28 protein-coding genes are annotated in these 14,861 nt (G+C 62.8%); all 28 read right to left on the bottom strand.

All coding sequences use genetic code 11. The annotated features are described in order from the left end of the window. Positions 1-85 precede the first annotated feature (85 nt). Entirely contained in the window at positions 86-469 is a 384-nt protein-coding gene (gene rplQ / locus AC5P5V_RS17295; protein ID WP_005408217.1) for a 50S ribosomal protein L17, read from the bottom strand. 190 nt (positions 470-659) lie between these two features. Next, entirely contained in the window at positions 660-1,658 is a 999-nt protein-coding gene (locus AC5P5V_RS17290; RefSeq protein WP_005408216.1) for a DNA-directed RNA polymerase subunit alpha, read from the bottom strand. 55 nt (positions 1,659-1,713) lie between these two features. Then, on the bottom strand, positions 1,714-2,343 hold the full coding sequence (gene rpsD / locus AC5P5V_RS17285; protein ID WP_004145446.1) for a 30S ribosomal protein S4: 630 nt from the start codon (positions 2,341-2,343) through the stop codon (positions 1,714-1,716). 15 nt (positions 2,344-2,358) lie between these two features. Continuing rightward, positions 2,359-2,748, bottom strand: a complete 390-nt coding sequence (gene rpsK, locus AC5P5V_RS17280) for a 30S ribosomal protein S11 (protein ID WP_004145443.1) — start codon at positions 2,746-2,748, stop codon at positions 2,359-2,361. Positions 2,749-2,759: 11 nt separating this feature from the next. Then, a complete protein-coding gene (gene rpsM, locus AC5P5V_RS17275; RefSeq protein ID WP_004154500.1) occupies positions 2,760-3,116 on the bottom strand; it encodes a 30S ribosomal protein S13 in 357 nt (118 codons plus the stop codon). A gap of 347 nt (positions 3,117-3,463) precedes the next feature. Continuing rightward, entirely contained in the window at positions 3,464-4,831 is a 1,368-nt protein-coding gene (gene secY / locus AC5P5V_RS17270) for a preprotein translocase subunit SecY (RefSeq protein WP_005415420.1), read from the bottom strand. Positions 4,832-4,838: 7 nt separating this feature from the next. After that, entirely contained in the window at positions 4,839-5,282 is a 444-nt protein-coding gene (rplO, locus tag AC5P5V_RS17265) for a 50S ribosomal protein L15 (protein WP_004154498.1), read from the bottom strand. A 6-nt stretch (positions 5,283-5,288) separates the two neighbouring features. Next, positions 5,289-5,480: a 50S ribosomal protein L30 gene (rpmD, locus tag AC5P5V_RS17260; RefSeq protein ID WP_005408214.1), complete on the bottom strand. Its 192-nt coding sequence runs from the start codon at positions 5,478-5,480 to the stop codon at positions 5,289-5,291. Beyond that, the gene (gene rpsE, locus AC5P5V_RS17255; protein WP_005415419.1) at positions 5,473-6,015 is read right to left on the bottom strand and encodes a 30S ribosomal protein S5; all 543 of its coding nucleotides are present in this window, start codon (positions 6,013-6,015) and stop codon (positions 5,473-5,475) included. The genes rpmD and rpsE overlap by 8 nt, the downstream gene beginning before the upstream one ends. Before the next feature lie 161 nt (positions 6,016-6,176). After that, a complete protein-coding gene (rplR, locus tag AC5P5V_RS17250) occupies positions 6,177-6,530 on the bottom strand; it encodes a 50S ribosomal protein L18 (RefSeq protein ID WP_004154495.1) in 354 nt (117 codons plus the stop codon). A gap of 32 nt (positions 6,531-6,562) precedes the next feature. Beyond that, positions 6,563-7,087 (bottom strand): 50S ribosomal protein L6, encoded by a 525-nt coding sequence (rplF, locus tag AC5P5V_RS17245; RefSeq protein ID WP_049416175.1) that lies wholly within the window; start codon positions 7,085-7,087, stop codon positions 6,563-6,565. An 18-nt stretch (positions 7,088-7,105) separates the two neighbouring features. Next, positions 7,106-7,504 carry a 30S ribosomal protein S8 gene (gene rpsH / locus AC5P5V_RS17240; protein ID WP_005408210.1) on the bottom strand — a complete coding sequence of 133 codons (399 nt, stop codon included), beginning with the start codon at positions 7,502-7,504 and terminating at the stop codon, positions 7,106-7,108. Positions 7,505-7,761: 257 nt separating this feature from the next. Continuing rightward, a complete protein-coding gene (gene rpsN, locus AC5P5V_RS17235; RefSeq protein ID WP_005408209.1) occupies positions 7,762-8,067 on the bottom strand; it encodes a 30S ribosomal protein S14 in 306 nt (101 codons plus the stop codon). An 18-nt stretch (positions 8,068-8,085) separates the two neighbouring features. Beyond that, positions 8,086-8,628, bottom strand: a complete 543-nt coding sequence (gene rplE / locus AC5P5V_RS17230) for a 50S ribosomal protein L5 (RefSeq protein ID WP_005415416.1) — start codon at positions 8,626-8,628, stop codon at positions 8,086-8,088. Positions 8,629-8,639: 11 nt separating this feature from the next. After that, the gene (gene rplX, locus AC5P5V_RS17225) at positions 8,640-8,957 is read right to left on the bottom strand and encodes a 50S ribosomal protein L24 (RefSeq protein WP_004154490.1); all 318 of its coding nucleotides are present in this window, start codon (positions 8,955-8,957) and stop codon (positions 8,640-8,642) included. Positions 8,958-8,973: 16 nt separating this feature from the next. Continuing rightward, positions 8,974-9,342 (bottom strand): 50S ribosomal protein L14, encoded by a 369-nt coding sequence (rplN, locus tag AC5P5V_RS17220; protein ID WP_010483978.1) that lies wholly within the window; start codon positions 9,340-9,342, stop codon positions 8,974-8,976. A 12-nt stretch (positions 9,343-9,354) separates the two neighbouring features. Continuing rightward, positions 9,355-9,624 (bottom strand): 30S ribosomal protein S17, encoded by a 270-nt coding sequence (gene rpsQ, locus AC5P5V_RS17215; protein WP_004154489.1) that lies wholly within the window; start codon positions 9,622-9,624, stop codon positions 9,355-9,357. 11 nt (positions 9,625-9,635) lie between these two features. Further along, the gene (gene rpmC / locus AC5P5V_RS17210) at positions 9,636-9,821 is read right to left on the bottom strand and encodes a 50S ribosomal protein L29 (RefSeq protein ID WP_004154487.1); all 186 of its coding nucleotides are present in this window, start codon (positions 9,819-9,821) and stop codon (positions 9,636-9,638) included. Next, positions 9,821-10,234, bottom strand: coding sequence for a 50S ribosomal protein L16 (gene rplP / locus AC5P5V_RS17205; RefSeq protein WP_004154486.1), 414 nt, complete (start codon positions 10,232-10,234; stop codon positions 9,821-9,823). Before rplP ends, rpmC begins: the two co-directional genes overlap by 1 nt. A 5-nt stretch (positions 10,235-10,239) precedes the next feature. Further along, positions 10,240-10,974 carry a 30S ribosomal protein S3 gene (gene rpsC, locus AC5P5V_RS17200; protein ID WP_005415414.1) on the bottom strand — a complete coding sequence of 245 codons (735 nt, stop codon included), beginning with the start codon at positions 10,972-10,974 and terminating at the stop codon, positions 10,240-10,242. Between the two features lie 18 nt (positions 10,975-10,992). Beyond that, positions 10,993-11,328 carry a 50S ribosomal protein L22 gene (rplV, locus tag AC5P5V_RS17195; protein WP_004145348.1) on the bottom strand — a complete coding sequence of 112 codons (336 nt, stop codon included), beginning with the start codon at positions 11,326-11,328 and terminating at the stop codon, positions 10,993-10,995. A 12-nt stretch (positions 11,329-11,340) separates the two neighbouring features. Continuing rightward, the gene (rpsS, locus tag AC5P5V_RS17190) at positions 11,341-11,610 is read right to left on the bottom strand and encodes a 30S ribosomal protein S19 (RefSeq protein WP_005415413.1); all 270 of its coding nucleotides are present in this window, start codon (positions 11,608-11,610) and stop codon (positions 11,341-11,343) included. 6 nt (positions 11,611-11,616) lie between these two features. Next, positions 11,617-12,444, bottom strand: coding sequence for a 50S ribosomal protein L2 (gene rplB, locus AC5P5V_RS17185; protein WP_004145339.1), 828 nt, complete (start codon positions 12,442-12,444; stop codon positions 11,617-11,619). 10 nt (positions 12,445-12,454) lie between these two features. Then, on the bottom strand, positions 12,455-12,754 hold the full coding sequence (gene rplW / locus AC5P5V_RS17180) for a 50S ribosomal protein L23 (RefSeq protein ID WP_004145338.1): 300 nt from the start codon (positions 12,752-12,754) through the stop codon (positions 12,455-12,457). After that, positions 12,751-13,356, bottom strand: coding sequence for a 50S ribosomal protein L4 (rplD, locus tag AC5P5V_RS17175; RefSeq protein ID WP_005415412.1), 606 nt, complete (start codon positions 13,354-13,356; stop codon positions 12,751-12,753). Before rplD ends, rplW begins: the two co-directional genes overlap by 4 nt. A 12-nt stretch (positions 13,357-13,368) precedes the next feature. After that, on the bottom strand, positions 13,369-14,019 hold the full coding sequence (rplC, locus tag AC5P5V_RS17170) for a 50S ribosomal protein L3 (RefSeq protein WP_004145336.1): 651 nt from the start codon (positions 14,017-14,019) through the stop codon (positions 13,369-13,371). An 11-nt stretch (positions 14,020-14,030) separates the two neighbouring features. Continuing rightward, a complete protein-coding gene (gene rpsJ, locus AC5P5V_RS17165; protein ID WP_005408208.1) occupies positions 14,031-14,342 on the bottom strand; it encodes a 30S ribosomal protein S10 in 312 nt (103 codons plus the stop codon). A gap of 332 nt (positions 14,343-14,674) precedes the next feature. Then, positions 14,675-14,861: EF-Tu C-terminal domain-related protein (locus tag AC5P5V_RS17160; RefSeq protein WP_495215967.1), on the bottom strand; the 187-nt coding region annotated here is incomplete at its 5' end.

Genomic DNA, 14,861 nt, shown 5'->3' with positions numbered 1-14,861 from the left:
TCGGAACGGTGCGGGTCAGATCCCGCAGAAACGCAAAAGCCCGGCAGAGGCCGGGCTTTCGCTGTGTCGCGTTGGAGCGGTCCGATTACTCGGCCACTTCCTCGGCCACGACCGGACGGTCAACCAGCTCGACGTAGGCCATCGGCGCGTTGTCGCCAGCGCGGAAGCCGCACTTCAGCAGGCGGAGGTAGCCGCCCGGACGGTTCGCGTAGCGCGGGCCCAGGATGGTGAACAGGTTGCCCACGGCTTCGTTGTCGCGCAGGCGGGCGAAGGCCAGACGGCGGTTGGCGACGGAGTCGACCTTGGCCAGGGTGATCAGCGGCTCGGCAACGCGGCGCAGTTCCTTGGCCTTCGGCAGGGTGGTCTTGATCAGCTCGTGCTTGAACAGCGAGGCGGCCATGTTCTTGAACATCGCTTCGCGGTGGGCGCTGGTGCGGCTGAACTTACGGCCAGACTTCTGGTGACGCATGGTGATATTCCTTGGTTAATGATGAGGCTGTGCGGATCGTTGTCGCCATCCTGGCGTTGCTGCGCGGACTGCGGATGGTCCTGGCCGCCCGTCCTGGACGACCTGCCCGCGAACCTGGGGTTCGTCGTGGCATGTTGTGTTGCGTTGAAGGCCCCACCGCGAACGGTGGAGCCTTCAGGCATTGCCGATATCAGCCCAGCATGCCGTGGCTGGCGACGCCGGCCGGCGGCCAGTTCTCCAGCTTCATGCCGAGCGACAGGCCGCGCTGAGCCAGCACTTCCTTGATCTCGGTGAGCGACTTCTTGCCCAGGTTCGGGGTCTTCAGCAGCTCCACTTCGGTCTTCTGGATCAGATCGCCGATGTAGTAGATGCTTTCAGCCTTCAGGCAGTTGGCCGAACGCACGGTCAGCTCCAGATCGTCGATCGGGCGCAGCAGCACCGGATCCACGCCGTTGTTGGCCGGCTTGGCCGCACCGCGGTCGCGGTGGGTGAAGTCACCGAACACCGACAGCTGGTCGCTGAGGATGTCGGCGGCGGTGCGCACGGCTTCCTCGGCGTCGATGGTGCCGTTGGTCTCGATATCGATGACCAGCTTGTCCAGGTCGGTGCGCTGTTCGACACGCGCCGCTTCCACGGCATAGGCGACACGGCGGACCGGCGAGAACGAGGCATCCAGGACCAGGCGGCCGATGGCACGGGTTTCTTCGTCCGGACGACGACGCGCGGCAGCCGGCTGGTAGCCGAAACCACGTTCGATCTTCAGACGCATGTTGATTGCCGTGTCCTTGGTCAGGTGGCAGATCACATGGTCGCCGTTCAGGATCTCCACATTGTGGTCGACCTTGATGTCGGCAGCGGTGACAACGCCCGGGCCCTGCTTGGACAGGGACAGGGTGGCGCTGTCGCCGGAGTGCATACGGATGGCCACGTCCTTCAGGTTGAGCAGGACTTCAAGCACGTCCTCCTGCAGACCTTCGACCGTGGTGTACTCATGCAACACGCCGTCGATTTCGACTTCCGTGATGGCGAAGCCCGGGATGGACGACAGCAGCACGCGACGCAGGGCGTTGCCCAGCGTATGCCCGTAACCCCGCTCCAAAGGTTCGATAACGACCTTTGCACGGGTGTCGGTAAGGCGTTCGATCTGCGGACCGCGAGGACGCAGAACCTGGTTGGCGGTAACCGTCATGTTGCGGGTTCTCCTAGTGAACCCCCGGCCGTCGCCGGGGGCTCTCCAATGTGAATTACTTCGAATACAGCTCGACGATCAGCGCTTCGTTGATGTCCGCAGGCAGATCCGAACGATCCGGAACAGCCTTGAAGATGCCGGTGAACTTGCCGGAATCCACTTCAACCCACGACGGGCTCAGGTCATGCTGGGCGGCGACGGTCAGGGCTTCCTGGACGCGCAGCTGCTTGGCAGCCTTTTCGGACAGAGCGATGGCGTCGCCAGCCTTGACCTGGTACGAAGCCAGGTTGACCGACTTGCCATTCACGGTGACGCCGCGGTGCGACACCAGCTGACGGGCAGCCGGACGGGTCACGGCGAAGCCCATGCGGTAGACGACGTTGTCCAGGCGGGTTTCCAGCAGCTGCAGCAGGTTCTCGCCGGTGTTGCCCTTCTTGGTCGAGGCCTTCTTGTAGTAGTTGCGGAACTGACGCTCCAGCAGGCCGTAGATACGCTTGACCTTCTGCTTTTCACGCAGCTGGGTGGCGTAGTCGGACAGCTTGCCCTTGCGGGCAGTGGCGCCGTGCTGGCCGGGCTTCTGCTCCAGCTTGCACTTGGAGTCCAGCGCACGCGCCGGGCTCTTCAGGGACAGGTCGGCGCCTTCGCGGCGGGCGAGCTTACAGGTAGGACCGATATAACGAGCCATTTCTTATCGCTCCCTTTAGACGCGACGCTTCTTCGGCGGACGGCACCCGTTGTGCGGGATGGGCGTCACGTCGATGATGTTGGTGATCTTGTAGCCGACGTTGTTCAACGAACGCACGGCCGACTCACGGCCCGGACCCGGGCCCTTGATGCGGACTTCCAGCGACTTCACGCCGTAGTCCAGCGCAGCACGACCGGCCTTTTCAGCCGCCACCTGGGCAGCGAACGGGGTCGACTTGCGCGAACCGCGGAAGCCAGCGCCACCGGAGGTCGCCCACGACAGAGCGTTGCCCTGGCGGTCGGTGATGGTGACGATGGTGTTGTTGAACGAAGCGTGGACGTGGGCAACGCCGTCGGTGACGACGCGCTTGATCTTCTTCTTGGTCTTAGCAGCGGGCTTAGCCATTTCTCAGTCCCTTACTTCTTGATCGCCTTGCGCGGACCCTTGCGGGTGCGGGCGTTGGTACGGGTGCGCTGGCCACGCAGCGGGAGGCCACGACGGTGACGCAGGCCGCGGTAGCAGCCCAGGTCCATCAGGCGCTTGATCGCGATGCCGATCTCACGGCGCAGATCGCCTTCCACGATGTACTTGCCGACTTCGGCGCGCAGGCGCTCGATTTCCGGCTCCGACAGATCGCGGATCTTGGTGGTCGAAGCAACGCCTGCGACTTCGCAGACCTTCTTCGAACGGGTACGGCCGATGCCGTAAATGCTTTGCAACCCGACCCAGACGTGCTTCTGGGCTGGCAGGTTGACGCCTGCAATACGCGCCATGACGCGGTTCTCCAGCTGAGTGATGGCCGACAGCGCGCCTCGGGCACGCCAATCCGGCAGGATGGATCAAAAAAGTGAACTAGCGATACTAACAAGATTCCGGTTTACATGGAAGCCCGTGAAACCATTGGTTTCATGAACCCGGCCTGGGGAGTGTGCCCAGGCTCCGGCGCCGGATGGGGTTGGACCTGGGGTTTCCCCCGGGGCCGCCCGCGCTACTCCAGCGCGGGACCACCTCATCACACCCCCACCCGGAACCGCTGCGGGGGCCGCCCTTCGTTTGTGTGGCCGGAGTCCGCGAAGCGGAGGGACCATCACGTCAGGAAGACGAAAGTATAACAGGCCTGTCAGCCGCGGGCAAAACCGCCGCGGTTGCCGCCCTTCAGGTTGGCCTTCTTCAGCAGGCTCTCGTACTGGTGGGACATCAGGTGTGCCTGCACCTGGGCGATGAAATCCATCACCACCACCACCACGATCAGCAGCGACGTGCCACCGAAGTAGAACGAGGCATTCAGCTGCGTGCGCATCAGTTCGGGCAGCAGGCAGACGATCACCAGGTAGGCCGAGCCGGCCGCGGTCAGGCGGGTCAGCACGCCGTCGATGTAGTCGGCGGTGGCCTTGCCCGGACGGATGCCCGGAATCAAAGCGCCCGACTTCTTCAGGTTGTCGGCGGTTTCCTGCGAATTGAACACCAGCGCGGTATAGAAGAACGCGAAACCGGTGATCAGCGCAGCGAACACGATCATGTGCAGCGGCTCGCCCGGGCCCAGGGCATTGGCGACCTTCTGCAGCACCTGGCCGAAGCTGCTCTGGTTGGCAGCCTGGCCGGACCACATCGCCAGGGTGGCCGGGAAGGCCAGCAGGCTCGAGGCGAAGATCGCCGGGATGACGCCGGCCATGTTGAGCTTCAGCGGCAGGAACGAGGTCTGGTTCATGTACGCGTTGCGACCGCCCTGGCGGCGCGCGTAATTGACCGTGATCCGGCGCTGGCCACGCTCCACGAACACCACGAAGAAGGTGAAGGCGAGCACGACAATGGCGATCAGCAGGAGCTGGATGAACTGGATGTTGCCGTCGCGGTAGGCGTCGAAGGTGTGGATGACCGCACCCGGCAGGCCGGCGACGATACCGGCGAAGATGATCAGCGACACGCCGTTGCCGATACCGCGTTCGGTGACCTGCTCACCGACCCACATCAGGAACATGGTGCCGGCAGTCAGTGCGACCACCGCGGTGAGCACGAAGCCCATACCGGGGGCGTACACGACCGGAGCGCCCGACGGCGAAACCTGCCCCTGCAGGGCCAGCGCGATCGAACCGCCCTGCACCACTGCCAGCAGCACGGCGCCGATGCGCGAATACTGGGTGATCTTGCGGCGGCCGGACTCACCTTCCTTCTGCATCGCCTTCAGGGCGGGGAAGATGTGCACGGCCAGCTGCATCACGATCGATGCCGAGATGTACGGCATCACGTTCAGCGCAAAGATGCTGAAACGGTGCAGGGCGCCGCCCGAGAACATGTTGAACATGTCCACGATGCCGCCGCCCTGCTGTTGCATCATGGCAAGCATGGCATCGGGATTGACGCCCGGCACCGGCACGTAGCAGCCGATGCGATAGACGATCAAAGCCCCGACGACGAACAGCAAACGTTGGCGAAGTTCAGTGAACTTGCCCATTCCGCCCGCGAGGTTACCGATGCCAGCTTGCGCCATGATTTTCTTACTCCGTTACGCTGCCGCCGGCAGCTTCGATCGCAGCCTTGGCACCAGCCGTGGCAGCAATACCCTTCAGGGTGAACGCCTTGGTCACTTCGCCCTTGACGACGACCTTGGCCTTCTTGGCAGTGCTCGGGACCAGCTTGGCAGCACGCAGGGCGGCGAAGTCGATCTCACCGGCCGGCAGCTTGTCCAGCGCGTACAGCAGCACTTCAGCGGTGTCCTTGGCGATCGGCGAACGGAAGCCGATCTTCGGCAGACGACGCTGCATGGGGGTCTGGCCGCCTTCGAAGCCAGCCTTGATCTTGCCGCCACCCTTGCGGGCGAACGAACCCTTGTGGCCGCGGCCGGCAGTCTTGCCCAGGCCCGAGCCGATACCGCGGCCGACGCGGGTGCGCTCGGTGCGGGCGCCCGGTGCCGGGCTCAGTTCATTGAGACGCAGAGTCATGGTCGATTACTCCTCAACCTGGACGAGGTACTGAACCTTGTTGATCAGGCCGCGCACCTGCGGGCTGTCCTTCAGTTCACGCACATCGTTGAGCTTGTTCAGGCCCAGGGCACGCACCGACAGGCGGTGACGCGACTGGGTGCCACGCAGGCCACGCACCAGGCGGACCTTCACAGTCTTGTTGGACTCATTAGCCATGGTTGAGTTCCTCCACCTTCTTGCCGCGCTTGGCCGCGATGCGGGCCGGCGACTGCGCAGCAGTCAGGCCCTTCACGGTGGCGCGCACCAGATTGATCGGGTTGCGCGAACCGGTGGCCTTGGCCAGCACGTTCTTCACGCCAACGGCTTCCAGCACGGCGCGCATGGCACCACCGGCGATGACGCCAGTACCTTCCGAAGCCGGCTGCATGAACACGCGGGCTGCGCCGTGACCATCCTTGATGGTGTGCCACAGGGTGCCGTTGTTCAGGTCAACGCTGACCAGGTTCTTGCGGGCCTGTTCCATCGACTTCTGGATGGCGACCGGCACTTCGCGGGCCTTGCCATAACCGAAACCGACCTTGCCTTCGCCGTCGCCGACAACGGTCAGGGCGGTGAAGGTGAACTGGCGGCCACCCTTGACGGTCTTGCTGACGCGGTTGACCGCGACCAGCTTTTCGATCATGCCGTCGTCGATCTTTTCTTCGCGGTTACGGTCGCGATCGCGACCCCGCTGCTGACGCTCTTCTGCCATGTTGATTCCTTGGTTGTTTGGGTATGTACGGCTCGGGGCCGCTTATGGTTGTGGAGTGACGCATTGTTCCGGTGGGCCGCTGCAGAAGAGCGGCGCCGTCCAGCCTCGCTCAGGCTGGCGAGCAGGTGGGCAGGAGGCCATCGGCCCCCTGCCCTGATCCCTTAGAACTGCAGGCCGGCTTCGCGGGCGGCTTCTGCCAGGGCCTTGATGCGGCCGTGGTAGCGGTAGCCCGAACGATCGAAGGCAACCTTCTCGATGCCGGCGGCCTTGGCGCGCTCGGCAACGATGCGGCCGACCTTGGCAGCGGCATCGGCGTTCTTGCCGTTCTTCAGGCCTTCCTTGACGTCGGTCTGGGTGGTGTTGGCGGCAGCCAGCACCTTCGAACCGTCAGCGGTGAAGACCTGGGCGTACAGGTGCTGGCCGGTGCGCAGCACCGACAGGCGGGCGACGCCGAGCTCACGGATGTGGGCGCGGGTCGACTTGGCGCGACGCAGGCGGGCGATGTTCTTGTTCATGATGTTTTTTCCTTGAAAGCGGAAGCGCCTAATTAGGCCTTCTTGGCTTCCTTACGGATGATGACTTCGTCGGAGTACTTCACGCCCTTGCCCTTGTACGGCTCCGGCTTGCGGAACGCACGGATCTTGGCGGCGACTTCACCGACGACCTGCTTGTCAGCGCCCTGGACCAGGATCTCGGTCTGGGTCGGGGTGGAAATGGTGATGCCTTCCGGCGCCACGAACACGACCGGATGCGAGAAACCGAGCGACAGGCTCAGATCCTTGCCCTGCATGGCAGCACGGTAACCCACGCCGACCAGCTCCAGCTTGCGCTCGAAGCCTTCGGACACGCCCTTGACCATGTTGGCCAGGATCGCGCGCACGGTACCGGTCAGCGCGACCAGGTCGGCGCTCTCGGTGCTCAGGGTGGCAACGCCGCTGTCGACGTTGATGGCAATACCGGCCGGCTTGACCAGCGACAGGGTGCCCTTCGGGCCCTTGACGGTGATGCTTTCCGACTGGACGTTCAGTTCGACCTTACCCAGGGTGACGGGCTTCTTGGCTACGCGGGACATAGTTCTACTCCTTTCGCCTTAGGCCACGAAGCACAGGACTTCGCCGCCGACGCCCAGCTGGCGCGCCTGCGCATCAGTCATGATGCCCTTGGAGGTGGAAATGATGGAGATGCCCAGGCCATTCATGACCTTCGGCAGCTCGCTCTTGCCGCGGTACTGGCGCAGGCCCGAACGCGAGAAGCGCTTCAGGGTCGCGATGACCGGCTTGCCTTCGAAATACTTCAGCACGATTTCCAGCTCGGACTTGTTGTTTTCCAGCTGGGTCACGCGCAGGTCGGTGATGTAACCCTCGTCCTTCAGGACCTGGGCGATCGCAACCTTGATCTTGGACGACGGGGCTTTCACCGTCTGCTTGCCAACCGCAGCCGCATTCTTGATGCGGACCAGCAGGTCGGCGATGGGATCAGTCATGCTCATATGAGTACCTTTGAGTGCACCGATATCCGCTTTCGCGAAAATCTGTTGTCTCCTGGAAACGGGCCAGGTCCCTTGATGCAGCGGGCCGGGGCCCACTCCTACAACCCCGTTTGCGCAGGGCAAGACGCGGGAGTATACGCCAAAAGAGCCCGACTTGCGCCGGGCTCTTCGGGTTTTTTCCCAGAAAGGAAGCTGAACGCCTCCCTCCCCGGTTCAGAAGCCCCCGAGGGGGCTCCTGATCGCAGGGCCGGCTGGGATTACCAGCTGGCCTTGCGCAGGCCCGGGACGTCGCCACGCATGGTGGCTTCGCGCAGCTTGTTGCGGCCGAGGCCGAACTTGCTGTACACGCCACGCGGACGACCCGACAGCTCGCAACGGTTGCGCTGGCGGCTCGGCGACGAATCGCGCGGCAGCTTGGCCAGCTTGGTTGCGGCGTCGATCTTCTCTTCGTAGGTCGCGTCCACGGAGGACACGATCTTCTTCAGAGCCGCACGCTTCTCAGCGTACTTCTTGGCCAGCTTTTCCCGCTTGATGTCGCGGTTGACCATGGAGGTCTTTGCCATTTCGGTTTCCTCGACAGATCAGTTACGGAACGGGAACTTGAACGCTGCCAGCAGCGCCTTCGCTTCCGCGTCGGTCTTCGCAGTGGTGGTGATGGCGATATCCATACCGCGGATCGCGTCGACGGCGTCGAAGTCGATTTCCGGGAAGATGATCTGTTCCTTCACACCCATGTTGAAGTTGCCGCGGCCGTCGAAGGAACGACCGGAAACACCACGGAAGTCGCGCACGCGCGGCAGCGAGATGTTGATCAGGCGGTCCAGGAACTCGTACATCTTGTGGCGACGCAGCGTGGTCTTGCAGCCGATCGGCCAACCATCACGGATCTTGAACGACGCAACCGAGATACGCGACTTGGTGACAACCGGCTTCTGGCCGGAAATCTTGGTCATGTCCGCGACGGCGTTTTCCAGGATCTTCTTGTTGGTGGCAGCCTCGCCGACACCCATGTTCAGGGTGACCTTGACGAGCTTCGGTACTTCCATCGGATTGGTGTAGCCGAACTGCTTCATCAGCGCCGGCACCACTTCTTCCTTGTAGATCTTTTCGAGACGGGAAGTCATCTTCACATTCCTCAGGCGTCGAGCGCCTCACCGCTGGAGCGGAACACACGCAGTTTGCGTCCATCCTCCAGCACCTTGAAGCCAACGCGTTCGCCCTTGCCCGAAGCCGGGTTCAGCACGTTCACGTTGGAGATATGGATCGAAGCTTCGCGCTCGACCACGCCGCCGGCAACACCTGCCTGCGGGTTCGGCTTGGTGTGGCGCTTGACGATGTTCACGTTGGCGACGACCACGCGGTCGCCGTCGACGCGGACGACTTCGCCCTGCTTGCCCTTGTCCTTGCCAGCGTTGACGACAACCTGGTCGCCCTTCTTGATACGGTTAGCCATGATTATCTCCTGTCGCTCACAGCACTTCGGGAGCGAGCGAGACGATCTTCATGAACTTCTCCGAACGAAGTTCACGGGTCACCGGCCCGAAGATACGGGTACCGATCGGCTCCTGCTTGTTGTTCAGCAGGACGGCAGCGTTGCCGTCGAAGCGGATCAGCGAACCGTCGGCGCGACGCACACCCTTGCGGGTACGCACCACGACGGCGTCATACACTTCACCCTTCTTGACCTTGCCGCGCGGAATCGCATCCTTCACGGTGACCTTGATGATGTCGCCGATACCGGCGTAACGGCGCTTGGAACCACCCAGCACCTTGAAGCACATCACCTGCTTGGCACCCGAATTGTCCGCGACGTCAAGGTAGCTCTGCATCTGGATCATGATTCAGACTCCTTATTCAGCCGCACGCGTGATGACTTCCACCACGCGCCAGTTCTTGGTCTTGGACATCGGAGCAATCTCGGTCACGCGGACGACGTCGCCTTCCTTGCAGGCGTTGTCGGCATCGTGGGCGTGCAGCTTGGTCGAGCGCTTGATGTACTTGCCGTACAGCGCGTGCTTGACCTGACGCTCAACCAGGACGGTAACCGTCTTGTCCATCTTGTTGCTGACGACACGGCCTTCGACCGTGCGCAGCGTCTTCTTTTCAGTATTGTCGCTCATAGCGGCCATCCTTACTTCGTGCTGCCGAGCAGGGTCTTGACGCGAGCAATCTCGCGACGGACCCGGCGAATGTCGTGGGTCTTCGGCAGCTGGCCGGTGACCTGCTGCATACGGACAGAGAACTGTTCCTTACGCAGGTCGATCAGGTGGGCCTTGAGTTCGTCAGCCGACTTTTCACGGAGAGTTTTGATATCCATCAGCGCACCGTACGGGTCACGAAAGTGGTGGTGACCGAGAGCTTGGCGGCGGCCAGGCGGAACGCCTCGCGAGCCACTTCCTCGGAAACACCCTCGATTTCATAGATCATGCGGCCGGGCTGGATCTGGGCCACCCAGTATTCCACGTTACCCTTACCGGAACCCATTCGGACTTCGATGGGCTTCTTGGTGATGGGCTTGTCGGGGAACACGCGGATCCACATCTTGCCGCCGCGCTTGACGTAGCGGCTGATCGAGCGGCGGGCCGCTTCGATCTGACGCGCGGTCAGCTGACCGTGTGCGGTTGCCTTCAGGCCGTATTCGCCGAAGCTGACAGCGTTGGCGCTCCAGCTCAGGCCATCGTTACGGCCCTTGTGTACCTTGCGGTACTTGGTTCGCTTGGGTTGCAACATTGTCGTTACCTCGCTTCACGGGCCGGGCGCTGACGGTCACCACGGTCGCCGCGATCGTGACGATCGTTGCGCGACGGGGTGTCGTCCTGCTTTTCCTGGCCAACCTGGGAGAAATCGAAGACCTCGCCCTTGTAGATCCAGACCTTGATGCCGATGATGCCGTAGGTCGTCTTGGCTTCAGCGAAGCCATAGTCGATGTCGGCACGCAGGGTGTGCAGCGGCACGCGGCCTTCGCGGTACCACTCCGAACGGGCGATTTCTGCACCGTTGAGGCGGCCACCAACGTTGACCTTGATGCCCAGGGCACCCAGGCGCATCGCGTTGCCGACCGAGCGCTTCATTGCACGGCGGAACATGATGCGACGCTCCAGCTGCTGGGCGATCGACTCGGCAACGAGCTGCGCGTCCAGTTCCGGCTTGCGCACTTCGGTGACGTTGATGTGCGCCGGGACGCCCATCATCTCGCTCACTTCCTTGCGCAGCTTCTCGATGTCCTCACCGCGCTTGCCGATCACCACGCCCGGACGGGCGGTGTGGATCGTCACGCGAGCGGTCTTGGCCGGACGCTCGATCAGGATCTTGCTGATGCCGGCCTGAGCCAGCTTCTTGCGCAGCATGTCGCGCACTTTCAGGTCGGCTGCCAGGTAACCAGCGAACTCGGCCTTGTTGGCGTACCACTTGGAGTTCCAGTCCTTGGAAATGCCGAGGCGGATACCAATCGGATGAACTTTATGACCCATGGTCTTTTCCTTATCCGCTTACTTGGCGGCGCCCACAACCACAGTGATGTGGCTGGTGCGCTTGAGGATGCGGGTACCGCGGCCTTTCGCCCGCGCCATGAAACGCTTCAGGGTCGGACCTTCATCAACCATGATGGTCTGAACCTTCAGCTCGTCGACGTCGGCGCCCTGGTTGTTCTCGGCGTTGGCAATTGCCGACTCCACCACCTTCTTGATCAGGTGGGCAGCCTTCTTGTCCGAGAACTTCAGCAGGTTGACCGCACGTTCGGCCGGCAGACCGCGCACCTGGTCAGCGACCAGACGAGCCTTCTGCGGGGAGATGCGCGCAGTGCGCAGGATGGCTTTCGCTTCCATTGTCATCTCTCCTTACTTGCCCGACTTCTTGTCACCACCGTGACCCTTGAAGGTCCGGGTGATGGCAAATTCGCCGAGCTTGTGGCCGACCATGTTCTCGTTGACGAGAACCGGGATGTGGTTCTTGCCGTTATGCACGGCAATGGTGATGCCTACCATGTCAGGCAGGATCATCGAACGGCGCGACCAGGTCTTGATCGGCTTCTTGCTGCCCGCAGCGGCCTCCACCTTCTTGACGAGGTGGTGATCGACGAACGGGCCCTTCTTGAGTGAACGTGCCATGGTCGATTAGCCCCTACGATCGCGGACGATGAACTGCTGAGTGCGCTTGTTATGGCGCGTCTTGTAACCCTTGGTCGGGACACCCCACGGGGTGACCGGATGCGGGTTACCCTGGCCAGCCTTGGCCTCACCACCACCGTGCGGGTGGTCAACCGGGTTCATGGCAGCACCACGAACGGTCGGGCGGACGCCGCGCCAACGCTTGGCACCGGCCTTGCCCAGCTTTTCCAGGCTGTGCTCGTCGTTGCCGACTTCGCCGATGGTGGCGCAGCACTCGACCGGAACCTTGCGCATTTCACCCGAGCGCAGGCGCAGGGTGGCGTAGATGCCTTCACGAGCCACCAGCTGCACGGCCGCACCAGCGGCGCGAGCGATCTGAGCGCCCTTGCCCGGCTTCAGTTCGATGCAGTGGATGGTGGTGCCGACCGGGATGTTGCGCAGCGGCAGGGTGTTGCCGGCCTTGATCGGGGCGTCCGAACCAGCGATCACCTGATCACCAGCCTTCAGGCCCTTCGGGGCGATGATGTAGCGACGCTCACCGTCGACGTAGCACAGCAGAGCGATGTGGGCGGTGCGGTTCGGATCGTATTCGATGCGTTCCACGCGCGCCGGGATGCCCAGCTTGTTGCGCTTGAAGTCGATGATGCGGTAGTGCTGCTTGGCACCACCACCGACGTGACGCACGGTGATGCGACCGTGGTGGTTACGACCACCCGAGCGGCTCTGCGACTCGACCAGCGCGGCGTGCGGAGCACCCTTGTGCAGGTCGGGGGTGACCACGCGCACGGCCGAACGGCGGCCGGGGGAGGTGGGCTTGAATTTCATCAATGGCATGGGATGTACCTCAGGCCTTGGCCGTTACATCGATCGACTGGCCGTCGGCCAGGCGAACGTACGCCTTGCGCCAATCGCCGCGGCGGCCAGCACGGTTACGGAAGGACTTGTTCTTGCCCTTGACGTTGACCACGTTGACGGCTTCGACCTTGACGTCGAACAGCTGCTCAACCGCGGCCTTTACATCGGCCTTGGTGGCTTCGTTCGAAACTTCGAAGACATACTGATTGGAGAGTTCCTGCAGGCGCGCGGTCTTTTCCGAGACACGCGGGGCACGCAGCACGCTGAAGATTTTTTCGTTGCTGTTCATGCCAGCCACTCCTCGACCTTCTTGACCGCGTCAGCGGTGATGACGACCGTGTCGGCACCCACCAGCGAGACCGGGTCCAGACCCTGCACGTCACGCACCTGCACGTACGGCAGATTGCGGGCGGACAGGTACAGGTGCTCGGACGCTTCCTCGGTGACGATCAGCGGGCGCTTGCCCACTTCCAGGCCGGCCAGCTTGGCGATCAGACCCTTCGTGCTGGTGGCTTCGACGTCGAAGGCCTCCACGATGGTCAGACGGCCCTGACGGTTCAGCTCGGACAGGATCGCGCACATGGCGGCACGGTACTGCTTGCGATTGACCTTCTGCTCGAAGCTGCGCGGCTTGGCCGCGAAGGTGACACCGCCGCCGACGAAGATCGGAGCCGTCAGTGCGCCATGACGCGCGCCGCCGCCCTTCTGCTTCTTCGACTTCTTGGTGGTACCAGCCACTTCGGAGCGAGTCTTCTGTGCCTTGGTGCCGGCGCGACCGGCGTTGCGGTAAGCAACGACGACCTGGTGGACCAGATCTTCGCTGAAATCGCGACCGAACACGGCTTCGGAGACCGAGACCTTGTTGTTGCTACCCGTGATAACGAGTTCCATCGTCATCTCTCCTTATGCCTTGCTCGCCGGACGGACGATCACATCGCCACCCGCCGCGCCCGGAACGGCGCCGCGAACCGCGATCAGACCGCGCTCGACGTCGACCTTGACCACTTCCAGGTTCTGGGTGCTCTGCTGCACCGCGCCCATGTGGCCCGACATCTTCTTGCCCGGGAAAACGCGACCCGGGGTCTGGCGCTGACCCAGCGAACCCGGCGCGCGATGCGACAGCGAGTTACCGTGGGTTGCATCGCCCATACGGAAGTTGTGGCGCTTGATGGTGCCCTGGAAGCCCTTACCCTTGGTGACACCCTGGACGTCGACGATCTGGCCGACTTCGAAGATGTCCGCCTTGACTTCGCCGCCAACGGCGAAATCGCCGAGCTGCGCGTCTTCAACGCGGAATTCCCACAGGCCACGACCCGCCTCCACCTTCGCCTTGGCGAAGTGGCCGGCTTCCGGCTTGTTGACCAGGGCAGCGCGACGCGCGCCGACGGTCACCTGCACGGCGCTGTAGCCGTCGGTTTCGACGGTCTTGATCTGCGCGATGCGGTTCGGGGTTGCTTCGATCAGGGTCACCGGGATGGAGCGGCCATCTTCAGTGAACACGCGGCTCATGCCGGCCTTGCGGCCCACGAAGCCCAACGAATACTTCTTCGTCATGGTCGTAGTCCTCAGGTCAGCTTGATCTGAACGTCGACGCCGGCAGCCAGTTCGAGCTTCATCAGCGCGTCCACGGTCTTGTCATTCGGGTCAACGATATCGAGCACGCGCTTGTGCGTGCGGGTCTCGTACTGGTCACGCGCGTCCTTGTCGACGTGCGGGGAAACGAGAACGGTGTAACGCTCGATCTTGGTCGGCAGCGGGATCGGGCCACGCACTTGCGCGCCGGTCCGCTTTGCCGTTTCAACGATCTCGCTGGCCGAACGGTCGATCAGACGATGATCGAACGCTTTCAGCCGGATCCGGATCTTTTGGTCCGCCATGGCGGTAGGTTCCTTCGTTAAAAGAGCGACAGACAAAGCCTCTGGGTTGCTTTGCCCCATGAAATTCCTGAATACGGACGGCCCGCAGTCCTGCAGGCCGCCAAGGTCAATCCATGGACCTCAAAAACGTAGGCAGACCAGTTACCCGGCCTGCCCAGACGTAGAAGCATAATGGCACGCAAGGCAGCTGTCAACAGTCGCCTGTTGACGCCGCCTGAATGGCATTGACCCTTCCTGGTCCGGGGAACACAAGGCACATCCTGTGCCTGCTTTCCCATTTGATACGCCCCGATGCCCTACCCAGGCAACATCGGGGCGCAGATACTACCAGATTACTCGATGATCTTCGAGACCACGCCGGCGCCGACGGTACGACCGCCTTCGCGGATGGCGAAGCGCAGGCCTTCGTCCATGGCCACCGGGTTGATCAGGGTGACTTCCATCTTGACGTTGTCACCCGGCATCACCATTTCGACGCCTTCCGGCAGCTTGGCGGCGCCGGTGATGTCGGTGGTGCGG

The organism is Stenotrophomonas sp. YJH_SMC_130 (assembly GCF_059369035.1).
This window is presented reverse-complemented; position numbering and strand designations above follow the sequence as displayed.

Bases quoted from the DNA above. Each gene is read 5' to 3' on its own strand.
- rplQ (WP_005408217.1), bottom strand. From the start codon at position 469: ATGCGTCACCAGAAGTCTGGCCGTAAGTTCAGCCGCACCAGCGCCCAC.
- AC5P5V_RS17290 (WP_005408216.1), bottom strand. From the start codon at position 1,658: ATGACGGTTACCGCCAACCAGGTTCTGCGTCCTCGCGGTCCGCAGATC.
- rpsD (WP_004145446.1), bottom strand. From the start codon at position 2,343: ATGGCTCGTTATATCGGTCCTACCTGTAAGCTCGCCCGCCGCGAAGGC.
- rpsK (WP_004145443.1), bottom strand. From the start codon at position 2,748: ATGGCTAAGCCCGCTGCTAAGACCAAGAAGAAGATCAAGCGCGTCGTC.
- rpsM (WP_004154500.1), bottom strand. From the start codon at position 3,116: ATGGCGCGTATTGCAGGCGTCAACCTGCCAGCCCAGAAGCACGTCTGG.
- secY (WP_005415420.1), bottom strand. From the start codon at position 4,831: ATGGCGCAAGCTGGCATCGGTAACCTCGCGGGCGGAATGGGCAAGTTC.
- rplO (WP_004154498.1), bottom strand. From the start codon at position 5,282: ATGACTCTGCGTCTCAATGAACTGAGCCCGGCACCGGGCGCCCGCACC.
- rpmD (WP_005408214.1), bottom strand. From the start codon at position 5,480: ATGGCTAATGAGTCCAACAAGACTGTGAAGGTCCGCCTGGTGCGTGGC.
- rpsE (WP_005415419.1), bottom strand. From the start codon at position 6,015: ATGGCAGAAGAGCGTCAGCAGCGGGGTCGCGATCGCGACCGTAACCGC.
- rplR (WP_004154495.1), bottom strand. From the start codon at position 6,530: ATGAACAAGAACATCGCCCGCCTGCGTCGCGCCAAGTCGACCCGCGCC.
- rplF (WP_049416175.1), bottom strand. From the start codon at position 7,087: ATGTCCCGCGTAGCCAAGAAGCCCGTCACCCTGGGTAAGGTCGAACTG.
- rpsH (WP_005408210.1), bottom strand. From the start codon at position 7,504: ATGAGCATGACTGATCCCATCGCCGACCTGCTGGTCCGCATCAAGAAT.
- rpsN (WP_005408209.1), bottom strand. From the start codon at position 8,067: ATGGCAAAGACCTCCATGGTCAACCGCGACATCAAGCGGGAAAAGCTG.
- rplE (WP_005415416.1), bottom strand. From the start codon at position 8,628: ATGACTTCCCGTCTCGAAAAGATCTACAAGGAAGAAGTGGTGCCGGCG.
- rplX (WP_004154490.1), bottom strand. From the start codon at position 8,957: ATGGCTAACCGTATCAAGAAGGGCGACCAGGTTGTCGTCAACGCTGGC.
- rplN (WP_010483978.1), bottom strand. From the start codon at position 9,342: ATGATCCAGATGCAGAGCTACCTTGACGTCGCGGACAATTCGGGTGCC.
- rpsQ (WP_004154489.1), bottom strand. From the start codon at position 9,624: ATGAGCGACAATACTGAAAAGAAGACGCTGCGCACGGTCGAAGGCCGT.
- rpmC (WP_004154487.1), bottom strand. From the start codon at position 9,821: ATGGATATCAAAACTCTCCGTGAAAAGTCGGCTGACGAACTCAAGGCC.
- rplP (WP_004154486.1), bottom strand. From the start codon at position 10,234: ATGTTGCAACCCAAGCGAACCAAGTACCGCAAGGTACACAAGGGCCGT.
- rpsC (WP_005415414.1), bottom strand. From the start codon at position 10,974: ATGGGTCATAAAGTTCATCCGATTGGTATCCGCCTCGGCATTTCCAAG.
- rplV (WP_004145348.1), bottom strand. From the start codon at position 11,328: ATGGAAGCGAAAGCCATCCTGCGCACTGCGCGCATCTCCCCGCAGAAG.
- rpsS (WP_005415413.1), bottom strand. From the start codon at position 11,610: ATGGCACGTTCACTCAAGAAGGGCCCGTTCGTCGATCACCACCTCGTC.
- rplB (WP_004145339.1), bottom strand. From the start codon at position 12,444: ATGCCATTGATGAAATTCAAGCCCACCTCCCCCGGCCGCCGTTCGGCC.
- rplW (WP_004145338.1), bottom strand. From the start codon at position 12,754: ATGAACAGCAACGAAAAAATCTTCAGCGTGCTGCGTGCCCCGCGTGTC.
- rplD (WP_005415412.1), bottom strand. From the start codon at position 13,356: ATGGAACTCGTTATCACGGGTAGCAACAACAAGGTCTCGGTCTCCGAA.
- rplC (WP_004145336.1), bottom strand. From the start codon at position 14,019: ATGACGAAGAAGTATTCGTTGGGCTTCGTGGGCCGCAAGGCCGGCATG.
- rpsJ (WP_005408208.1), bottom strand. From the start codon at position 14,342: ATGGCGGACCAAAAGATCCGGATCCGGCTGAAAGCGTTCGATCATCGT.